The sequence below is a fragment of the Loktanella salsilacus genome (assembly GCF_024206795.1).
GTDB classification, from domain to species: Bacteria; Pseudomonadota; Alphaproteobacteria; order Rhodobacterales; family Rhodobacteraceae; genus Loktanella; species Loktanella salsilacus.
Window position 1 is genome coordinate 2,531,514 of sequence record NZ_CP072994.1, and the last position, 20,086, is coordinate 2,551,599.

Genomic DNA, 20,086 nt, shown 5'->3' on the forward strand with positions numbered 1-20,086 from the left:
CAATCGGCTAGGACATGACCAAATAGGCAGACAAGGACGCATCCCATGGCAGACCACAAGCACGGCGAAATGGACATCACTGTTCAGGAAAAAACCTTTGACAGCTTCATCTGGTTCGTCTCGCGCGGCACCATCGGAATCATCGTTTTCCTGATCTTCCTCGCGCTCGTCGGCGCCTAATGATCTCGCGCCGGGCGCTGGTCTTCGGCCTGCCATTGGCAGCCGCCGGGGCCTGTTCTGCGCCGCAAACGTCTTCCCCGCCCGCCATGATCGCGTCAAAACGATTCGCTGGGCTGGGTCCGCGCGTGCTGACACTTTATACAATGCGCAGCGTATCCACGGGCAGCGGCGCGCATAGCAGCCTGCTGATCGACGCGCCCAGCCAGCGGGTGATCTTCGATCCCGCGGGCAGCTTTCGCCATTCCACGATCGCGGAACGCAACGACGTCCTGTTTGGTGTCACGCCAGAGGTAGAGGCCTACTACGTCTCCTACCACGCGAGAGAGACCTACTACGTCATCGGCCAAACCGTGCAAGTCAGCGACGCCGTCGCTGAACAGGCCCTTGATCTGGCCCTGACCAACGGTCCGGTGGCGCAATCCTTCTGCACCAATTCCACCGCCCGCCTGATGCGCCAATTGCCGGGCTTTAGCAGCCTGCCGCAAACGTTCTTTCCCAACACGCTGGCGAACCGCTTTCGCAAACTGCCCGGTGTCACATCGCGCGAATGGCGCGAAAACGACCCCGATAACAAGGCACTCGCCCTTGCTGAAATCGAAATGCAGCTCCGCTAAATTAGCCAATCTGCGCCCGCCCTACAGCAGCTGCGCCACAGCCAAACCTGTATAAAGCGCGCCGAACCCCGCAAGGATCGCCCAGATCACCTGCTTGGTCCACAGCCCTACAGCCAGCGCCACCGCCGCCGCAATCAGACGCACCGCATCCGGCTGCCCGCCCGTCGCCGCAGGCCAAAGCACCAGTGGCGCGACCAGCCCCGGCAAGACGGCGACCGGCGTATAGCGCAGCAACCGCAGCACAATCGGCGGCATATCGCGGTTGCCAATGAGCCCCAAAAACGAAAACCGGATCAGGAAAGTGCCAATTGCCAGCGCCCCGATAATGCCCCAAATTTGTAGCGCGGAATAACTCATACCCGGTCCTCCACCAACACACCGACCGCCATGGCGCAGGCCGCCGCGATCAACAGGCCAAAGCCCGACGGCAACCCGCTCAGCGCCAGCGCCACCACGACCGAGGTCGCCGCCGCCGCCAAATGCGCCGACGTCCGCAACATCGGCGCGACCATCGCCAGAAACGTGATCGGCAGGGCGAAATCCAACGCCGCAGCCTCGGGGATCGTCGCCCCGACCAAAACGCCCACCGCCGTCATCGCGCACCAGACCGGCGTGATCGGCGTCGCCACCCCGAAAAAGAACGCGACCTTCTGCCGCAATGTCAGATCCGGCTCTTCTTCATAGGCCTTCACGCTCGCCAAATAGGTCTGATCAAACAACAAATACGCCACGCAGGCCCGCTGCCACAGCGGTGCGGCCCCGATATGCGGCACCAAAGCCGCCGAATACATCGCCATCCGCAGGTTCACCGCCAGCGCCGCCAACAGCACAAAGGCAATGCCCGCTTGATCCACCATCATCTGCAAGGCCGCAAACTGCGACGCCCCCGCGATCACCAAGACCGTGAACCCCATCGCCTGCCCCAGCGTCAGCCCTGCATCCGTGGCGGCCACGCCAAACAGCAGCGAAAACGGCACGACCACGATCACGAATGGGGCACCCGCGCGCAGGCCGCGCAGATAGACGGATTTCACGGTGGCAGCGGTCATAGGTTTGGCCTAGTTTTATGTGATCGCGCCCTGCCTACCCCCGCGTCCAAGGATTGACAATTGGCCACCCTGACAGACACGCCTTATCTGATTGCGCCGCAGCCTAGCCTGCCGCGCCTGACCCGTGCCGTCACCGGCACCGACCAAACCGGGGCCAGCGTCGACCTGCGCGTTGTCGAAGAACGCCCGCTGACGATCTACCTCAACAGCCGCGAAATCGTCACCGCCATGACCATCGGCGACTACCCGACCTATTTGGCACTGGGCTTTTTGCGCAACCAAGGCATGTTGTCCGCCACCGACGTGGTCACCGCCGTCGACTATGACGAAGAGCTCGAGGTCGTCGTCGTCCGCACAAAGGTCGAGACCAACCACGAGGCAAAGCTGCAAAAGAAAACCCGCACCTCGGGCTGCGCCGTCGGTACAGTTTTTGGCGATATGATGGAAGGTCTCGAAAACCTTGAGCTGCCGCAAACACCGCTGAAAACCTCCGACCTTTACACCCTCGCCGCCACCATCAGCCGCACCCCTAGCCTCTACCTCGAAGCCGGCGCAATCCACGGCACCGTCCTATGCCAAGGCAACACGCCGCTGGTCTATATGGAAGACGTCGGCCGCCATAACGCCGTCGACAAAATCGCAGGCTGGATGTTCGCGGAAGGCATCAGCCCAGACGACAAAATCCTCTACACGACAGGCCGCCTGACCTCCGAAATGGTGATCAAAACCGCGCTGATGGGCATCCCCACCCTCGTCTCCCGCTCCGGCTTTACCGCTTGGGGTGTTGAAATCGCGACCCAAGTCGGCCTGACCCTGATTGGCCGCATGAAAGGCCAGCGCTTCACCTGCCTTGCCGGCGATCACCGCCTCATCCGCGACGCCGACCCCGCCGCCGTCCCGGACGAGCCGCGCAAACAATCCCGCAAGGCCGCCGAATGACCCTGCCCGCCACAGCATCCCAAACCACCCCCCTTCTTCTTGTCCCAAATATCCCGGGGGGCGACGCCGTCGCGGGGGCAGCGCCCCCTACACCCCTGTCAGCAGATCACCACGCTCCCCCTTCTTCTGGTCAAAAATACCGCGGGGGGCGGCGCAGCCGCGGGGGCAGCGCCCCCTGCAAAACCAACGCAAAAGGCACCACCCGATGATGCAACCCTTCGGCCTCATTCTGATGGGCGGGCAGGCCACGCGCATGGGCGGCGGCGACAAGGGCCTGCTGCCCTTGGGTGACAGCACAATCCTGTCTCACGTCTTGGACCGCCTCACCCCGCAAGTTGACCGCACCGCGCTGAACGCCAACGGCGATCCCGCCCGCCTTAAACACCTCAATCTGCCGATCCTGCCAGACAGCATCCCCGATCACCCCGGCCCGCTTGCGGGCACGCTTGCAGGTCTCGACTGGGCCGCCGCCCTTGGCGCGACCCACATTGTCACCGCCGCCGCTGATACGCCGTTCCTGCCCTGCGATCTGGTCCCGCAACTGCTGCTCGCAGGCGGGGACACCGGCTTCGCCCTCGCCGCGTCCCCTTCGGGGCGCCAGCCGACCTTCGGCCTCTGGCCCGTCACCTTGCGCGATCCCCTCCGCCAGGCGCTAAACGACGGGCTGCGGAAAATCGTCCAGTTCACCCGCGCCCACGGCGCAGGCACGGCGGAATTTCCGGACGACACCGCCTTCTTCAACGTGAACACACCCGAAGACCTCCTGACCGCAAAGGCCATGCTATGAACATCTTCGGCGTCACCGGTTGGAAAAACGCGGGCAAAACCGGGCTGATGGAACGCCTCGTGACTGACATCACCGCGCGCGGCTTCACTGTCTCCACCCTCAAACACGCGCACCACAGCTTTGACGTCGATCACCCCGGCAAGGACAGCCACCGCCACCGCACAGCGGGCGCGTCCCAAGTCCTGCTCTCCTCCGGCACCCGCTGGGCGTTGATGAGCGAGCTGCGCGGCGCAGCGGAGCCCAGCCTGACCGACCTGCTGACAAAACTCGACCCCGTCGATCTGATCTTGATCGAGGGCTACAAACGCGACACCCACCCCAAGATCGAGGCGTATCGCGCCGAACCCGGCAACCCTTTGATTGCTACGCATGACCCCACGATCAAGGCCATCGCCACCGATACGCCCCTGACAACCGACCGCCCGCAATTCGACCTTGATGACACCGCAGCCATCGCCGACTTCATCCTCGGCCACCTCGGCCTGCCGCCGCGTAAATGAGCTTCGACACCGTCATCATGGTCGACTGGTCCGGCGGCAATGATCGCGGTGCCACGCCAAAAAAAGACGCGATCTGGACCTGCATCGCCCGCGCTGGACAGGCAGAGCCGCCCCTTTACCACCGCAACCGCCAGATCGCAGAAACCTACCTGCAAGACACCCTGACAGCAGAGCAAACCGCAGGCCGCCGCACCCTTGCCGCCTTCGATCTATGCTTCGCCTACCCCGCTGGCTTTGCCGAAAAACTGACCGGATCGGACGACCCCCTCGCCCTGTGGGACTGGTTCGCCGCCCGCGTCACTGACACCCCGGGGCTCAACAACCGCTTTGACCTCGCAGGTCAAATCAACACACAATTCCCCGGCATAGGCCCATTTTGGGGCAATGGAAGACCCAATCACGACGTCCCGCACCTGCCGCGCAAAGGCCGTGATCGCACGGGTCACGACCTGCCCGAACACCGCGCCACCGACCTTGCCGCCCCCGGTGCCTTCTCGCCCTGGCAGCTCTCTGGCGCGGGGGCCGTCGGCGGCCAGGTCATCATGGGCCTGCCCATGCTGTCGCGCCTGCGCCACCATTTCGGCGCGGCCCTCTCAGTCTGGCCGTTCGAGGCCCCCGCCGCCGATATCGTGCTTGCCGAATCCTACTTCTCCCTGCTCCCCGCCTCCTACCTCACGGGCCACGCCATCCGCGACGCGGCGCAGGTCGCGCTTTATGCCCGCGCATTTTCCGCCCTCACACCGAACCAGTGGCAAACCGTCCTCGACGTCGTGCCAACGGCCGAAGGCTGGGTGCTCGGCCTCGGCCACCAAGACTTGTTGAAAGGCGCTGCCATGCCCGACCTGACCCCGCCGCCCCTGCGCAACGACTGCTTCGCCATGCCGCAGGGCGCGCATTGGACCCCCGTGGAAGATGCCCTCGCCCACCTGCGCGCCCAGCTGTCCCCCATCACAGCAACCGAAACCATCCCCCTTGCCGCAGCCGCTGGCCGCATCCTCGCCGCCCCCGTCATCGCCGCCCGCAGCCACCCGCCGCACGCCAATGCCGCCGTCGATGGCTACGCCTTTGCGGGGCCGCTGCCGGATGGGCCGCGCACCCTGCCCCTGCACCCCGGCCGCGCCGCAGCAGGCGATCCATTCATCGGCACCGTCCCTGACGGCCACGCCCTGCGCATCCTGACCGGCGCGAATATCCCGGACGGCACCGACACCGTTGTCCTGCAAGAGGACACCGCCGCCAACGACACCCACATCGCCCTGCACGGCCCGCTCAAACAGCGCGCCAATGCCCGCAAAGCAGGCGAGGACATGACAGCAGGCAGCGACGTTCTGCCCGCCCAGCGCCGCCTCACCCCCGCCGACCTCGCCACCCTCGCCGCCTGTGGCACCGGGCAGGTCGCGGTCCACAAACGCCTGCGCGTCGGCGTCCTGTCCACCGGGGATGAACTGCGCGCCCCCGGCGCGCCCGCCACGGACGGCCAGATCTTCGACGCCAACCGCGCCATGCTGCTCGCTGATATAGGGCGCTGGGGCCACGCGGCGATCGACCTCGGTATCGCCCCGGACGACCGCCCTAAACTGCGCACCATCCTCGACGATGCCGCCGATCGCTGCGACGCAATCCTCACCTCTGGCGGCGCATCGGCCGGGGACGAGGATCACATGTCCGCCCTGCTGCAAGGCACCGGCACCCTCGCCCTGTGGCGCATCGCGATGAAACCGGGCCGCCCCCTTGCCCTTGGCCTGTGGCAAAACACACCCGTCTTCGGCCTACCGGGCAACCCCGTCGCCGCCCAAGTCTGCGCCCTCGTCTTTGCCCACCCGGCCCTGGCCCACCTCGCGGGCGCACAGTGGCCAACCCCGCAAGGCTTCTCCCTGCCCGCCGCTTTCAGCAAATCGAAAAAGGCGGGCCGCCGCGAATACCTCCGCGCCCGCATCACAGACGGCGCAGCAGAGGTTTTCCCCTCCGAAGGCTCCGGCCGCGTCTCTGGCCTGTCATGGGCCACCGGCCTTGTGGTGTTGCCCGACGCAGCCGCGCAAATCACCCCAGGTACGCCAGTGACCTATATTCCCTTCGCAAGCTTCGATCTGTGATCATCGCGCCGGGCATCCCTGCAGGCCAAACCGAACAAGCCGCCGCACTCTATTGGGACGCCTTCGGCCCCAAACTCGGCCGCGTCCTCGGCCCCGCGCCCCGCGCCCTGCACTTTATTGCGGGCGTCATCGACCCCAGCCACGTCATCAGCGCCACGAATGAGGCGGGCCACCTCATCGGCATCGCCGGCTTCAAAACCCACCGTGGTGCCTTCGTCGGGGGCACGCTCCGCGATCTGGCGAAACATTACGGGTGGCCCGGCGCACTTTGGCGCAGCGCCCTGCTTTCACTGCTCTCGCGCGACACAGAAAACTTGAATTTTCTCACCGACGGCCTCGCCGTCGCGGCCCCTGCCCGCAGTCAGGGCGTCGGCACCGCGCTCTTGGACGCCCTGACAATCGAGGCGCGCATCCGCAACTATCCCGCCCTGCGCCTTGACGTCGTCGACACCAACCCGCGCGCAAGGGCGCTCTACGCCCGCCTCGGTTTTATCGAAACCAAGTCCACGCAAATCGGCCCCCTGCGCCACATCTTCCACTTCCGCCGCACCATCACGATGGTCCGCCCTGTCTAACCGGGCCCACCCCTTCTTCTGGTCAAAAATACCTCGGGGATTGGGGCAGCGCCCCAACACGATTTTTCTTGGAAAAATCGCCTACCCCGCCCCGATCAAAGCGCCCGCGCCAAAGACTAGCGCCCCGCCGACAACCACCTGAAACGCCGCCCGCAAAAACGGTGTCTGCATGTACCTGTTCTGGATCCAGGCAATCGCCCAAAGCTCTACAAACACCACGATCATCGCGATCACCGTCGCCGTCCAAAAGTCGGTGATCAGATAGGGCAGCGCGTGCCCCAGACCGCCCAACGTGGTCATAACGCCCGCCGCGATCCCGCGCTTGATGGGCGAGCCTCGGCCCGAAATCGCGCCATCATCCGACGCCGCCTCGGTGAACCCCATCGAGATACCCGCACCGATACTCGCCGCCAGACCCACTAGAAACGTTGTATGTGTATCCTGCGTGGCGAACGCCGTGGCAAAGATCGGGGCCAGCGTACTGACCGAGCCGTCCATTAGTCCCGCAAGGCCCGGCTGCACCCAAGTCAGCACGAACTGGCGGTGCGCGGCGGCCTCTTCTTCGGACTTCGCGTCCGGGCCCAGATTATGCTCGATCAGCTGATCGGCCTTCTCGACGTGACCGCTTTCGGCCTGCGCCAGATCGCCCAGCAGCCGCCGCGTGCCCGCGTCCGATGTGGCCTGCGCCGCCGTGTGATAAAACCGCGCCGCGTCCCGTTCCATCTGGCCCGCTTCTTCGCGGATCCGTTCCAGTCCCAAGTTTTGCGTCAGCCACACCGGCTTGCGCGCGTAAAACCCCGACACATGTTCGCGCCGGATCAACGGGATCACATTGCCAAAGCGTTCCTGATGCAGCGCAATCAGCCGCCGCCGATGCCCGTCCTCTTCCTCTGCCATACCGTCAAACACGGCGGCAGAGGCGGGGTAATCCGCACGCAACATCTCGGCATAGCTGCGATAAATGCGGCCATCATCCTCTTCAGACGAAATCGCAAGCGCCAAGACCTCTTGCTCGCTCAACTCGGAAAACCGGCGGCGATTGGCAAAACCTGGAATCATGGGGGCGGCCCTCTAGTTTAGAATGATTCCAAACTAGGGCCAATTCGAGCCGCTGCCAAGCCCTCAGTCCTAGTCCAGACGGCGCACATCCAAATGATTGCCGCCCTGCCGCTGCGCGACCTCGAACCGGCCCGATTTACGCAGCAAATCGCTCAGCTTGGCGCTGCCATAGGTGCGCGGATCGAACTCGGGGTGGGCGCTGACCATGTATTGCCCCAGCTGGCCCAGCGAATACCAATCCCCGTCCGGATCAATGCTGTTCATCGCCTGAATAACCAGCGGCACAACCTTGCTTGGCTGCTCTTTCGCATTGCCGCCGTCGCCATTGCTCCGCGGCGCGGGCGCGCTCGCGTCGCTTGGCGCGGATGCCTCCACCGCGTCAGAGCCTAGGTTTTCAACGAAAATAAACCGCTTACACGCCCGGCGAAACGCATCAGGCGTCTTCTTTTGTCCGATGCCGTAAACGTCCAAACCCTGCTCCCTGATCCGGCTAGCTAGGGAGGTAAAATCGCTATCGGAACTGACAAGCACAAAGCCCTGAAACCGCCCGGTGTGCAGCAGGTCCATCGCGTCGATCACCAGCGCGATATCGCTCGAATTCTTGCCCGTCGTATAGGCCGGCGACTGCTGCGGGTTCAGACCATGCTCTAGCAAAATCTTGTTCCAACCGCCCAGCTGCGGGCTGGCAAAGTCGCCATAAATGCGCCGCACGCTCGCCTCACCGAAACTCGCGACCTCTTCAAAGATCGCAGCCGCAAATTTCGGAGAGGTGTTATCCGCGTCAATCAGTACGGCCAGCAGCGGGCGTTGTTCAGGCATGGAAAGGATCCTTTAATCTTTCCCCTGACCTAGCGCACAGCGCCCGATGCCGCCAGCCCGCTGCTTAAACGCCGTGGGTGCCGCGCACGGGGTAATCGTTCTTGCGAATAAACGTCAGACCGTCCAGCAACCCCTTCAACGCAGGCCGCGCAAACGGCGCGTTTGAAATGTCGACAATCTGCAACGCGCCATCACCGCGCACAACAAAAGCGGCGGGTTCTGCAAACGGACGATCCGTCTCTTCCGGGCTGCGCGGATCGGACACGAAAAGCCCCAAGTCATGCATCTGCGCGATGCTCAGGTCGACGCCAACAACGCCATTGTAACCGATGTCATCCACTTCGGCCTTGGCCTTTTCCAGCGGGTCAGCCGAAACAGCGACGACGTCCACGTCGATTGCGTTGAAATCGGACAACATGCCGTTCAGCTCTGTCAGATAGTTTTTGCAAATCGGGCAATGCTTGCCGCGGTAAACAATGACCAACTGCCAATCGCCCTTCGCCGCATCGGGCGTTCCCAGCACAACTTGGCTGCCGTCCACCGTCTGCACGGTCTGTTTCGGAAAAGCGGCGCCGGGTGTCAGTGTCTTAGGCATGATATTTATCCTTGGTTATGTCTTTCCACCGACACAACGGCGCGGACCGCCCGCTGTTCCATCACAGGATCGCGCGTGGGTGTGTCACAAGAGAATTGCGCAAAGGGGGCCATCACAACCGTTGCGCCATATGCCTTCGATAAGCAGGCACTGAGCACCCTTGGTAGGTGCGCTTATGTTTGTTTTTACGAACTGATCAACAAACGGTGGTTTTTGGAGCTTCTCCATGGATCACGGAGCTGTGAATAAACCCTCTCCCGAGGCAGGGAAAAGGTTCCTCAACGCGAAGATGCGTCAAGACCAACGATTTGACTGGACGGCACCCGTGACCTAGCAAACCGCTCTTCTGCATCGGGGGAGTGTGGACCAGGTCTAATAACCCCGGTGTACGTGGTTGGGCTTTGCCAAAAATCAAATCCGTATAGCCATAATTCCCCGCCACGGAGCCGGCGGGAGATCAGATCGATGCCCATACAACCGGTTGATGGCCGATCACCGATTTCCGCAAAAAGTTCTTCCCATGCGGGCACAGGGTAGAAATACATTGCGGCGATTTCTTTAACGCTCAATTCATCGCGTTTCTTGGGAGTCATCCACACGACATGCGGTGCTGCCTCTAAATACTTTTTGCCACGAAAAGCAGAGATCAGCAAACAATCGGTACGCAGATTGCCCTTCTCACTGGCTATATGCGCGCCCTTGTTCATACGGATCACGAACTGATGACGTTCGAGCGTTTTCGGCGTTTCAACAAAGCTGGATGCATTGCCCACCAAGGCGATTGATTTGCCTGCCATAGCCTCGCTGAGGGCAGACAGGTTTTTCCCACCCTCTGGCATCACCTTAGTCCGGCCGTAAACGCGCAGGCAAAAGATGCGAAAGAAAACATGAGGGATCCAATCCTTTAGATGTGGCCAGAAACAGCAAAGCGTTAATGCGCGATGGTGTCAAATGTACCTAAAGCGATGCGGTTATTCAAACCCGCTCAAAATCCTTATAGTTTCCGAACGTTTTTGACGGCCTTAGAGACCATCTCCTCGCTGCAGCATAAATATCTAGGCAAGCGCAAACGTCTCGCCAACCTTCGTCGCTCGCCGCACCAATACCGCTTCCGTCCCCCCGCGCCGCACCCAGCGTCACATCCAGAACAACGCAAAAAGCCCGGCCGAACCGACCGGGCCTTTCACGCAATATTAAACTAGATCAGTAAATCACAACGCCGCGGATGCTTTCGCCTTTGTGCATCAGATCAAAGCCTTTGTTGATGTCTTCCAGCGGCATGGTGTGGGTGATCATCGGGTCGATCTCGATCTTGCCCTGCATGTACCAATCGACAATCTTCGGCACATCCGTCCGCCCGCGCGCACCGCCAAAGGCCGTACCGCGCCAGCTGCGTCCGGTGACCAGTTGGAATGGGCGGGTGGTAATCTCGGCGCCTGCAGGGGCCACGCCGATGATGATGCTTTCGCCCCAGCCTTTGTGGGCGGACTCAAGCGCGGTGCGCATGACGTTCACATTACCGGTCGCGTCGAACGTATAATCAGCACCGCCGCCTGTCAGTTCGACCAGATGCCCGACCAGATCGCCCTTCACCTCTTTGGGATTCACGAAATCGGTCATGCCGAAACGCTTGCCCATCTCGACCTTGCTTGGGTTGATATCCACGCCCACGATCTGCGCGGCGCCCGCCATCCGCAGGCCTTGGATCACGTTCAGACCAATACCGCCTAGGCCAAAGACAATCGCCCGGCTGCCGTATTCCACTTTGGCCGTGTTGATCACCGCACCGATGCCGGTTGTGACGCCGCAGCCGATGTAGCAAATCTTATCAAAGGGCGCGTCGTCGCGGACTTTGGCCAGTGCGATTTCCGGCAGGACCGTGTGGTTCGCAAAGGTCGAACAGCCCATGTAGTGCAGGATCGGCGTGCCATCGAGCATGGAAAACCGCGACGTGCCGTCGGGCATAACGCCCGCGCCTTGGGTCGTGCGGATCTTTTGGCACAGGTTCGTTTTGGGGTTCAGGCAATAGTCACACTCGCGGCATTCGGGTGTGTAAAGCGGGATCACGTGATCGCCGGGCTTGAGCGATGTGACGCCTTCGCCCACCTCTAGCACGACACCGGCGCCCTCGTGGCCAAGGATCGCGGGAAAGGCACCTTCGGGGTCATCGCCAGAGCGGGTAAATTCATCGGTATGGCATAGGCCGGTTGCTTTGATCTCGACCAAAACCTCGCCAGCCTTGGGGCCTTCTAGGTTGACCTCCATCACTTCAAGCGGTTGTCCGGCCTTCAGGGCCACGGCTGCACGGGTACGCATGAGGATTGCCTTTACTGGGGAAACGTTTGCGCCAAAGTCTGCGAATTTGCGCGAAAGTTCAAGCCCGCCCCTTGCTAAGCCCCCGGACCTCGCGGCAGTATTGGGGTCATGAAAACATCATCTTTCCTCTTCGTTTTGCCGCTCCTTGCGGCATGTCAGCCCGCTCCGACGGGTACGGTCGACGCAGCGTCAGGCGCACGCCCGATTGGCGGCGATGCCTGCAATGCGGCGCAATATGCTGATAAAGTGGGCGGCCCGATGGGCGACCTGCGTTATCCGCCGAGCCGTGAAACCCGGCTGATCAATCCCGGTGAAATGGTGACCATGGAATTCAATCCAGAACGCCTAAACATCGAGATCGACAAAGCGGGCCGCGTTGTGGCTGTCACATGCGGTTAATCTTTGCCCTGCCGCTGACGCTGCTGGCGGCTTGCGGCGGCACCCCTGCCCTGCGCACGGCGATGCCCGGCGCAGTTGCGAGCGAGGCGGCCTTGCCGGCTAGCCCGGTCGTGGCGGACACTTGCGGTGCGCAGCGGCACGGCAGCCTGCGGGGCCAGGATGCGACAGCGTTAGAGCGCACGTTAATCCTTGGGCCGGTACAGGTCCTGCGGCCCGGCAGCATTGCCGCGCAAGATTTTCAGCAGGACCGGGTGAATTTCATCATCGGGCCCAATGGGACCATCACAGATATCACCTGCGGCTGATTTCAATCTGAGGAATTATTGCAAGTCCCGGCAGCGCGTACTGGGTGGGGGCAATATGACACGCACCGCCGGGGTCTTGCAATGAAACCTGATTAGCGGTGGGTCGTGGCGCAAAGATGGGCTGCTCATGCCGATTGCGGGGCTCTTTCGCGGCGAAACCAAGGCCGCGCCTTGATTTACGCCCGGCAGTGCGCAAATCTTTAGGATGAGCATTCTAGACCCCCTGCAATTCCCCGCCGGCCCCGATGACCGGGTGTCGTTTCACCGTACAGAGCTTGCCCCGATCCTAAGCCTTTATGGCCGCATGGTCGCCGCTGGCGAATGGCGCGATTACGGGATTTCTGCGCTGCGCGATATGGCGGTGGTCAGCGTGTTTCGCCGCACGGCAGAAAACCCGATTTACCGCATCGAAAAGCGGCCCAAGCTACGGCTGAAGCAAGGGCAATATGCGGTCGTCGGAATGGACGGGCAGACGCTGAAGCGGGGCAATGATCTGACCGCGGTGCTGCGTGTGTTAGAGCGGAAGTTGATCCGGTCGGTCGACTGAACCACCGACCGGACCCGCGTCCGCAAAATACATTTCAAAAACTAAATGTTTCGCATGCGATACATATTATGTAAACTTAAACAGATACTTAACCTTTGTGCGCAAATCCTAAACGGCCAGTCCGGGGATGCGGCGGCGGGATGTGACCTCTGACGCCTCGACCGTGCGGATGCGCAGGATCGCGTTGGCAAGGGGTTCGTAGGTGACCGCCATGGCGTTGCCATTGGCGTGAATCAGAGTGTCTTCGTCCACCATCATGCCGACGTGACCGCGCCAGAAAATGATGTCGCCGCGCTGCAAGGGGGCATCTGGCGCGAGCCGTTCGCCAAGCGCGTTTTCTTGCAGGTCAGCATCGCCGGGGCACGGGATATCGCAGGCTGTCAGGGCTGCTGTGATCAGGCCAGAACAATCGAGCCCGCGCGTAGAATTGCCGCCCCACAGGTAGGGCACGCCAAAATGGAGCTGCGCGATCGTCGCGGGGCTGGTGAAGGGGCGGTCCAGCGGGCGCAGGTGCTTTTTCGGGACAAAGCCTTGCGGCGTCTCGAAAAAATGCCGCCGTTCGTCCAGCACGTGCAAGCGCGTGCCAAAGGGCAGTTGCATAACATCGAGGGATTTGAGGTCCTCTGCCGCATAGGCGTGGGTGGCCAAGGTGCCGACGCGGTGGGTTGGCGCCGCACCCGTTGTCAGGCGGTCCGAGGGGACATAGCCGACATAGCCATCGCTGGCTTGGATAAACGACCAACCAGCGCGATCTTCGATCACCGTGACCGGATGGCCCAGCAACAGTTGCCGATCGCGGCGGCCGTCCGGCGCGGTCATCAGGTCGGTGACGGGGCGCGACAGGGTGGCGAGGGTGCCGTCCACCACATCCAAGCCCGGCTGCGCGCCAAGGCTACGCAGGGCAACGCGAGCATTGGCGGGCCAAAGGCGCCGGTCAGGGTTTGCGGGGGCGGTCATAGGCCCAGCAAGTCCGGCAGGGCGTCAAGGATCGCGCGCGCGCCCATGCCGACGCCGCCTTTGGGGCGGGCGGGCTTGGCGGCGGCGTTCCAGCCGTAGATGTCAAAGTGGATATAGGGGCGATCCACAAAACGGCGCAGGAACAGGGCAGCGGTCGTCGCCCCCGCCATGCCGCCCGCTGGCGCGTTGTCCAGATCCGCGACGCCGGGCTCAATCAGATCCTCGTAGGGGTCGTGAAATGGCAGGCGCCAGACCGGATCCTTGATGCGGGATGCGGCGGCGGTCAGGGCGGCGGCGTGATCGTCGGTGTCGGTAAAGAAGGGCGAGATATCGGGGCCAACGGCGACACGGGCCGCCCCGGTCAACGTCGCCATAGAGATGACGAGGTCCGCGTCCTCTTCACTTGCCAAGGCCAGCGCGTCGGCCAAGACAAGGCGACCTTCGGCGTCGGTATTGTTAATCTCGACTGTTAGCCCCTTGCGCGAGGGCAGGATGTCTTGCGGGCGGAAGGCATTGGCGGAAATGGAGTTTTCCACCGCCGGGATCAGGACGCGCAGGCGGATCGGCAGGTTCAGCGCCATGATCATATGGGCAAGGCCCAAGACGGTAGCAGAGCCGCCCATATCCTTTTTCATCAGCCCCATAGAGGAGCCGGGTTTGATGTTCAGGCCGCCGGTGTCAAAGCAGACACCCTTGCCGACAAGGGTCAGGCGGGGGCCGGTGGTGCCCCAAGCCATGTCGATCAGACGCGGCGGCGTGGCGCTGGCGCGGCCGACGGCGTGGATCAGGGGGAAGTTGTGGGTCAGCAGGTCGTCACCCGTGGTCACGCTGATTTTCGCGCCGTGTTGATCGGCGAGGCTGCGGGCGGCGGTTTCCAGATCGGCGGGACCCATGTCGTTTGTGGGGGTGTTGATCAGATCGCGAGTCAGCACTTCACCAGCGGCGATGACTTGCAGGCGATCTGCATCGACACCATCCGGCGCGACAAGCTGGGCTGCGGCAGGTTTGGCGCTGCGGTAGCGGGCGAAGTCGTAGGATTCCAGCAGCCAGCCCAGCGCGGCCTCGGTCAGGTCGCTGCCGGTCAGGCCGGACGCGATGGCATAGGTCCCAGCAGGCAGTTTGCGTGCGGCCGCGGCGACGGCAAAGCGGGTGCGTTTGCGGCTGGTGGCTGTGCCCTGCCCCACCAGCGCCATAGCAATCGTGCCATCCGGGCCGGGGATGCACAGGGTCGCGCCCGCAGCAGCCTTAAAGCCGCAGGTGTCAGCCCAGGTGCGCGCCGCGGCGGGGATCGCGTCCAAGTGATCGGCGTCGATCACATGCAGCGGCGTGGCGGTCGTGCCTGCAGCGGCAAACATCGGAAGGGAAGAGTTGGTCATTTTGGGGGTCCATTCTAGTCCCCCGCAGCCTAACGTCTTGGCCCGCGGCAGCAAGCCCGGATCAGAAGTCGCGGAAGTCCCAGACTTGGGAAATCGCCAGATCAAAGCCGCGTTCCAGCCGGCACAGCGTGGCTTCGAGCGCGACGCCGTTTTTCTGCTGGGCGCAGACGGCCACATGGCGGGCGGCGGTGGACACTTCGGTCAAACCGATGCCCTGCGCGACGGCGGCCATGCGGTTCGCCTGCCGCGTCAGTTCGTCAAATTCGGCAATCGCGCGGATATCTTGCAAGCGGTTCAGCCGAATGGCGAGGTCTTCGAGGGCGCGGCAAATCGTTTCCTCTGCCACTTTGTCGCCAAGGTCGCGGTAAATTTCAGACAGCGGCGCCGGGTCCATCAAGGGGCTTCGGTTACATTCAAGGACGGTGACGGTATTCATGGGGTAAACCTTTGCGATGGGTGCGTTCTTGTGATCCTGTTCTAGACAAACGGTGGTCACCATTTGGTTGACGCAAACCCAGAAAATCGCTCGAAATCCTTTCAAATTCAGCATAACATTGGGACAAAATCGCAAGGAGCGCGCCCCGTGGAATTCGCAAAACCCCTGCCCGAATATTTGGTCAAACGCTATCAGGGCTGGAAAGCAACGACCTACGCCGAGAACAAAAGCTGGTACAAACGTCTAGCCGAAGACGGCCAACACCCCCGCGCGATGGTGATTTCGTGCTGCGACAGCCGGGTGCATGTGACGTCTATTTTTGGCGCGGATCAGGGCGAATTCTTTATTCACCGCAATATCGCCAATCTGGTGCCGGCCTATGCGGCGGATGGCAAACAGCACGGCACCTCTGCCACGGTGGAATATGCCGTCACGGCGCTAAAGGTCGCGCATATCGTGGTGCTGGGACATTCGTCTTGCGGCGGCGTGCAGGGCTGTTTTGATATGTGCGAAGGTCACGCGCCAGAGCTGGACGAGAAGACAAGCTTTGTCGGGCGTTGGATGGACATTCTGCGCCCCGGCTATGAACGCCTCGCACCCGGAGAGCCGAAAGACCGGCTGCGGGCGCTGGAAAAAGAGGCCGTCTTGGTGTCGCTGGAAAACCTGATGACCTTTCCTTTCGTGAAATCTGCGGTCGAGGATGGCATGCTGTCGCTGCACGGGCTTTGGAACCACATCGGCGAAGGGTCGCTGGAATGCTACGATCCCGGCGCAAAAGCCTTTGTCGCCGTCTAGGGGCCGACATTTTGGCAGCGTAAATGATCCAGTAACAACTGCGCATTAGCCTTGCTTGCATTGCGGGCCAAATCTTTGGCCTCGGGCAAGCGAGGCTGACGTATGAACGCACAGTCCGCCCGTCGAAAAGGTAGGACTGAATATGCGGACTTGGTTTCGAAACATGGCAATCGGCCGCAGGCTGCCGCTTGCCATTGGCTTGCTGCTGACACTGGCGGTCGCCACATTGTCCATCGCGTCCTATGTCATGTCCCGCGCTTTGATCACGGAACAGGCCGCGCAGAACCTGAAAGGCGTGGCGCACGGTCAAGCTAAGCACGTCAAAACGCTTTTAGATACCATTGATAACGAAATCAAAGCGCGCGCGACGACGCCGTCGACGGCACGCATTTTAACCGCCCTATCTGACGCCTATAAAACGACGGAAAACCCCACTGACACCCTGCAGCGTGTCTATATTACCGAAAACCCAGAACCGCTGGGTCAAAAGGATAACCTTATCGCCGCGACGACGGGGTCGAGCTATGGGTTTCTGCATCGCACCCACCATCCGGGGCTACGCCTGCTGCAACAGCAGATGGGGTACTATGATATCTTTCTGATTAATAATGACGGCGATATCGTCTATTCAGTATTCAAGGAAAATGACTTTGCCACCAATCTGTTAACGGGCGAATGGGCCGACACCGGATTGGGGGATGCTTTCCGGCAAGCCAGCGCACTTGACCAAGAGGCCGAGTCAATTTTTATTGATTTCGCGCCTTATCCACCGAGCACCCGATCGCCAGCGGCCTTTATTGCACGGCCTATCATATTAGACACCGGCGAAAGGCTTGGTGTGCTTGCCTACCAAATGCCGGTCGGCGCAATCAATGCGGCGATGCGTGACCTTGCAAGTCTGCCAGAATCGGCTGACGGATTCCTCGTCGGCAGCGACGGCTTTTTGCGCACGGATTCTATTCGGTCAGACATCAATGATATCCTGACCACAAAAGTGGAATCGCCTGACATTCTATCGATTTTGGACGGCACGGCACATGGCTATAATGGCGTGGACCGAAACGGCCGCAAGGTCATGGGATACGCAGAGCCCGTTAGTTTTTTGGGCGCACATTACGTTGCCGTCGTACAGATCAGCACACGGAATTTAGTTGCTGGCCTCAACAGGGCCGCGATTTTGCAGCAAATTCTTGGGCTTATCATTCTGGCAATTGCGATTGGCATTGGCATTATCATATCACGCAGCATCACCCGCCCCATGGGGGACCTGACGACGGCAGTTAATCAGATCGCCGGGGGCAATCACCATATCCCAGTCCCAAGCACCGACCGCGGCTGCGAAATTGGCCAGCTGGCCCGCGCGACAGAGGTGTTTCGGCAAAACGCCCTGCATATCAGCACCCTGAATGCAGAGCAGGAAGAGAATAGCCGTGCCATGCAGGTCATGTCAGCAGAGCGAGAGGCCGCGAGCGCACGCGAAATTGAACTGGCGCAGAAGCGCGAAGCCACCGACCGCGCCGCTGTTGCGCAGCGCGAAGCCATGATGCGCCAGCTTGGCGAATCCTTTGGCAAGGTCGTAGAGGCCGCGTTGGAAGGCGAGTTTTCGACCCGGGTCGAGGCGGATTTCGAGGATACGATCCTGATCAACCTCGCGCGTAATATCAACGCGTTGATGGAATCGATCGACAACAACCTCAGCAGCACCGGATCAGTGATGAAAAGCATCGCCGAAGGGAATCTGACTCACTACATGGATGGGGCATTTCATGGTGATTTCGCAGACTTGCAGGACAGCATGAACAGCATGGTGGATTCGCTACGCAATCTGGTTGAAGACATCACTGATAGCAGCACGACACTGACCGCATCCTCTGGCGAATTGCGCCAAACCTCTGGCGTGTTGTCGCGCCAGGCGGAACAGAACGCCGCAGCGCTAGAGGAAACCAGCGCCGCCCTGACGGATCTGTCGAGCCGCGTGCGATTGATCCACGAAGCCATTACGCAGGCCAGCGAAAGCGCGCAAACAGCGCGCAGTACAGCAGCCACCAGCGAAGCCGTGGCGACAGAGGCCACCATTGCGATGGACCGTATCGCGCAGGGGTCCAAGGAAATTGGCCGCGCTGTGGATATCATCAACGACATCTCTTTTCAGATCAATCTGCTGGCCCTGAACGCCGGGGTCGAAGCCGCGCGCGCCGGGGATTCAGGACGCGGCTTTGCCGTGGTCGCGGCAGAAGTGCGCAAACTGGCGCAGGATGCCGGCGATTCAGCGCGCCAGATCACCAAGGTCATCACCCAAAGCGACCGTGATGTCAGCGACGGCGTGCGCACCGTTGCCGAGGCCCGCACATCCCTGCAGGCCATCGCGCAAAGTGTTATCGCCATTTCGGAAAACTTTGACGAGGTATCGACCGCGATTGCCGAACAATCCGCGGGCATCCAATCCATCGCTTCTTCGATCCAGCGGATTGACGATCGGTCGCAAAAGCAGGCCGCATCGTTTGAAGAAGTGACCGCATCATCGCATCTGCTGTCAACGCAGGCGGAATCGCTGACCAAAATGACACGGCAGTTCAAGACTGCAGGTTCTGGCGCGGGGAAAACACGCATCAGCTCTGATCCAGCGGTGGCCTAGAGTGCCGCACGCAAAACGGTAGGTTCGACATAAAAAAAGGTGGGCCACTGGCCCACCTTTAAGGATTGATTTGGCGCAGCAGATTAGCCTTTTTTCAGCACTTCACGGCCCAAAAGCTCTGCGATCTGCACTGCGTTCAGGGCAGCGCCCTTGCGCAGGTTGTCCGACACGCACCACAAGTTGATGCCGTTTTCGACCGTGCTGTCATCGCGGATGCGGCTGATGAACGTCGCATAATCGCCAACGCATTCGACGGGCGTGACGTAGCCACCGTCTTCACGCTTGTCGATCACCATGATGCCGGGGCTTTCGCGCAAGATGTCACGCGCCTCGTCTGCGTCCAGCGGGTTTTCAAACTCGATGTTGATCGATTCGGAGTGGCCGACAAAGACCGGCACACGCACGCAGGTGGCCGTGACCTTGATCTTGGGATCAAGGATCTTCTTGGTCTCGGCGACCATCTTCCACTCTTCCTTCGTCTCGCCAGAGTCGAGGAACACGTCGATATGCGGGATCACATTAAAGGCGATCTGCTTGGTGAACTTCGTGGCGGGCTTGGAATCAGTGGGGTTATAGATCGACTTGGTCTGGTCCCAAAGCTCGTCCATGCCTTCTTTGCCAGCGCCGGACACGGACTGGTAGGTGCTGACGACAACGCGCTTGATCGTGGCGCGGTCATGCAAAGGCTTTAGCGCGACGACCATCTGCGCGGTCGAGCAGTTGGGGTTCGCGATGATCATTTTCTTGGCGTAGCCGTGCACATCCTGCGGGTTCACTTCCGGCACGATCAGCGGCACATCGGCGTCATAGCGATACAGCGACGAGTTATCGATGACGACACAGCCCGCGGCCGCCGCCTTGGGGGCGTATTTCTTAGTCGCGTCCGATCCGACGGCGAACAGGGCCATATCCCAGCCGGTGAAATCGAAGGTATCCAGATCGGTGGTTTTCAAAGTTCGGTCGCCAAAGCTTACCTCGGTCCCCAGCGAACGACGGCTGGCGAGTGCGGCAATTTCATCCACGGGGAATTCGCGTTCCGCCAGGATGTTCAGCATTTCGTGACCCACGTTACCCGTGGCGCCAACGACGACGATCTTGTAACCCATCTGT

General features: G+C 61.4%; 23 protein-coding genes. 12 read left to right on the forward strand and 11 right to left on the reverse strand.

The window, feature by feature from the left end; translation table 11 throughout:
* The first annotated feature begins 45 nt into the window (after positions 1–45).
* Together KBW81_RS12290 and KBW81_RS12295 are read left to right on the forward strand one after the other, a co-directional pair.
* Complete coding sequence (locus KBW81_RS12290; protein ID WP_090186896.1) at positions 46–180, forward strand: aa3-type cytochrome c oxidase subunit IV; 135 nt, start codon at positions 46–48, stop codon at positions 178–180.
* A complete protein-coding gene (locus KBW81_RS12295) occupies positions 180–794 on the forward strand; it encodes a hypothetical protein (protein WP_245754147.1) in 615 nt (204 codons plus the stop codon). Before KBW81_RS12290 ends, KBW81_RS12295 begins: the two co-directional genes overlap by 1 nt.
* A 21-nt stretch (positions 795–815) precedes the next feature.
* On the opposite strand, the gene KBW81_RS12300 is transcribed toward KBW81_RS12295, so the two are convergent.
* Both KBW81_RS12300 and KBW81_RS12305 read right to left on the reverse strand, forming a co-directional pair.
* Positions 816–1,151, reverse strand: a complete 336-nt coding sequence (locus tag KBW81_RS12300) for an AzlD domain-containing protein (RefSeq protein WP_090186899.1) — start codon at positions 1,149–1,151, stop codon at positions 816–818.
* Positions 1,148–1,843 carry an AzlC family ABC transporter permease gene (locus KBW81_RS12305; RefSeq protein ID WP_090186902.1) on the reverse strand — a complete coding sequence of 232 codons (696 nt, stop codon included), beginning with the start codon at positions 1,841–1,843 and terminating at the stop codon, positions 1,148–1,150. Before KBW81_RS12305 ends, KBW81_RS12300 begins: the two co-directional genes overlap by 4 nt.
* A 60-nt stretch (positions 1,844–1,903) precedes the next feature.
* On the opposite strand from KBW81_RS12305, the gene KBW81_RS12310 reads away from it, so the two are divergent.
* From KBW81_RS12310 to KBW81_RS12330, 5 genes are all read left to right on the forward strand, one after another.
* Positions 1,904–2,782, forward strand: a complete 879-nt coding sequence (locus KBW81_RS12310) for a formate dehydrogenase accessory sulfurtransferase FdhD (protein WP_254247366.1) — start codon at positions 1,904–1,906, stop codon at positions 2,780–2,782.
* Between the two features lie 205 nt (positions 2,783–2,987).
* Positions 2,988–3,569 (forward strand): molybdenum cofactor guanylyltransferase MobA, encoded by a 582-nt coding sequence (gene mobA, locus KBW81_RS12315; protein ID WP_254247367.1) that lies wholly within the window; start codon positions 2,988–2,990, stop codon positions 3,567–3,569.
* Positions 3,566–4,069: a molybdopterin-guanine dinucleotide biosynthesis protein B gene (mobB, locus tag KBW81_RS12320; RefSeq protein WP_254247368.1), complete on the forward strand. Its 504-nt coding sequence runs from the start codon at positions 3,566–3,568 to the stop codon at positions 4,067–4,069. The genes mobA and mobB overlap by 4 nt, the downstream gene beginning before the upstream one ends.
* Positions 4,066–6,162 (forward strand): molybdenum cofactor synthesis domain-containing protein, encoded by a 2,097-nt coding sequence (locus KBW81_RS12325; protein WP_254247369.1) that lies wholly within the window; start codon positions 4,066–4,068, stop codon positions 6,160–6,162. Before mobB ends, KBW81_RS12325 begins: the two co-directional genes overlap by 4 nt.
* On the forward strand, positions 6,159–6,737 hold the full coding sequence (locus tag KBW81_RS12330; RefSeq protein ID WP_254247370.1) for a GNAT family N-acetyltransferase: 579 nt from the start codon (positions 6,159–6,161) through the stop codon (positions 6,735–6,737). The genes KBW81_RS12325 and KBW81_RS12330 overlap by 4 nt, the downstream gene beginning before the upstream one ends.
* A gap of 81 nt (positions 6,738–6,818) precedes the next feature.
* On the opposite strand, the gene mbfA is transcribed toward KBW81_RS12330, so the two are convergent.
* The 5 genes from mbfA to KBW81_RS12355 form a co-directional block, all read right to left on the reverse strand.
* On the reverse strand, positions 6,819–7,796 hold the full coding sequence (gene mbfA / locus KBW81_RS12335; protein WP_254247371.1) for an iron exporter MbfA: 978 nt from the start codon (positions 7,794–7,796) through the stop codon (positions 6,819–6,821).
* Between the two features lie 69 nt (positions 7,797–7,865).
* A complete protein-coding gene (locus tag KBW81_RS12340; protein ID WP_254247372.1) occupies positions 7,866–8,615 on the reverse strand; it encodes an NYN domain-containing protein in 750 nt (249 codons plus the stop codon).
* Positions 8,616–8,679: 64 nt separating this feature from the next.
* Positions 8,680–9,210, reverse strand: coding sequence for a redoxin domain-containing protein (locus KBW81_RS12345; protein ID WP_254247373.1), 531 nt, complete (start codon positions 9,208–9,210; stop codon positions 8,680–8,682).
* A 278-nt stretch (positions 9,211–9,488) separates the two neighbouring features.
* Positions 9,489–10,049 (reverse strand): hypothetical protein, encoded by a 561-nt coding sequence (locus KBW81_RS12350; protein ID WP_254247374.1) that lies wholly within the window; start codon positions 10,047–10,049, stop codon positions 9,489–9,491.
* 364 nt (positions 10,050–10,413) lie between these two features.
* Positions 10,414–11,526: an S-(hydroxymethyl)glutathione dehydrogenase/class III alcohol dehydrogenase gene (locus KBW81_RS12355; RefSeq protein WP_090186923.1), complete on the reverse strand. Its 1,113-nt coding sequence runs from the start codon at positions 11,524–11,526 to the stop codon at positions 10,414–10,416.
* Positions 11,527–11,634: 108 nt separating this feature from the next.
* On the opposite strand from KBW81_RS12355, the gene KBW81_RS12360 reads away from it, so the two are divergent.
* The 3 genes from KBW81_RS12360 to KBW81_RS12370 all read left to right on the forward strand — a co-directional run bounded on the left by KBW81_RS12360 (position 11,635) and on the right by KBW81_RS12370 (position 12,777).
* On the forward strand, positions 11,635–11,925 hold the full coding sequence (locus KBW81_RS12360) for an I78 family peptidase inhibitor (RefSeq protein WP_090186925.1): 291 nt from the start codon (positions 11,635–11,637) through the stop codon (positions 11,923–11,925).
* On the forward strand, positions 11,916–12,230 hold the full coding sequence (locus KBW81_RS12365; RefSeq protein ID WP_090186928.1) for an I78 family peptidase inhibitor: 315 nt from the start codon (positions 11,916–11,918) through the stop codon (positions 12,228–12,230). The genes KBW81_RS12360 and KBW81_RS12365 overlap by 10 nt, the downstream gene beginning before the upstream one ends.
* A gap of 205 nt (positions 12,231–12,435) precedes the next feature.
* On the forward strand, positions 12,436–12,777 hold the full coding sequence (locus KBW81_RS12370) for a DUF2794 domain-containing protein (protein ID WP_090186930.1): 342 nt from the start codon (positions 12,436–12,438) through the stop codon (positions 12,775–12,777).
* A 108-nt stretch (positions 12,778–12,885) separates the two neighbouring features.
* On the opposite strand, the gene KBW81_RS12375 is transcribed toward KBW81_RS12370, so the two are convergent.
* From KBW81_RS12375 to KBW81_RS12385, 3 genes are all read right to left on the reverse strand, one after another.
* Complete coding sequence (locus tag KBW81_RS12375) at positions 12,886–13,734, reverse strand: C40 family peptidase (protein WP_254247375.1); 849 nt, start codon at positions 13,732–13,734, stop codon at positions 12,886–12,888.
* Entirely contained in the window at positions 13,731–15,110 is a 1,380-nt protein-coding gene (locus KBW81_RS12380; RefSeq protein WP_254247376.1) for a leucyl aminopeptidase family protein, read from the reverse strand. Before KBW81_RS12380 ends, KBW81_RS12375 begins: the two co-directional genes overlap by 4 nt.
* Before the next feature lie 61 nt (positions 15,111–15,171).
* On the reverse strand, positions 15,172–15,546 hold the full coding sequence (locus KBW81_RS12385; RefSeq protein WP_139222588.1) for a hypothetical protein: 375 nt from the start codon (positions 15,544–15,546) through the stop codon (positions 15,172–15,174).
* A 147-nt stretch (positions 15,547–15,693) separates the two neighbouring features.
* On the opposite strand from KBW81_RS12385, the gene KBW81_RS12390 reads away from it, so the two are divergent.
* Both KBW81_RS12390 and KBW81_RS12395 read left to right on the forward strand, forming a co-directional pair.
* On the forward strand, positions 15,694–16,341 hold the full coding sequence (locus KBW81_RS12390) for a carbonic anhydrase (RefSeq protein WP_090187208.1): 648 nt from the start codon (positions 15,694–15,696) through the stop codon (positions 16,339–16,341).
* Between the two features lie 142 nt (positions 16,342–16,483).
* On the forward strand, positions 16,484–18,976 hold the full coding sequence (locus tag KBW81_RS12395) for a methyl-accepting chemotaxis protein (RefSeq protein WP_254247377.1): 2,493 nt from the start codon (positions 16,484–16,486) through the stop codon (positions 18,974–18,976).
* Positions 18,977–19,059: 83 nt separating this feature from the next.
* Here KBW81_RS12395 and KBW81_RS12400 read toward each other — a convergent pair whose 3' ends face one another.
* Positions 19,060–20,082, reverse strand: a complete 1,023-nt coding sequence (locus KBW81_RS12400) for an aspartate-semialdehyde dehydrogenase (protein WP_090186942.1) — start codon at positions 20,080–20,082, stop codon at positions 19,060–19,062.
* Between the last annotated feature and the right edge of the window lie 4 nt (positions 20,083–20,086).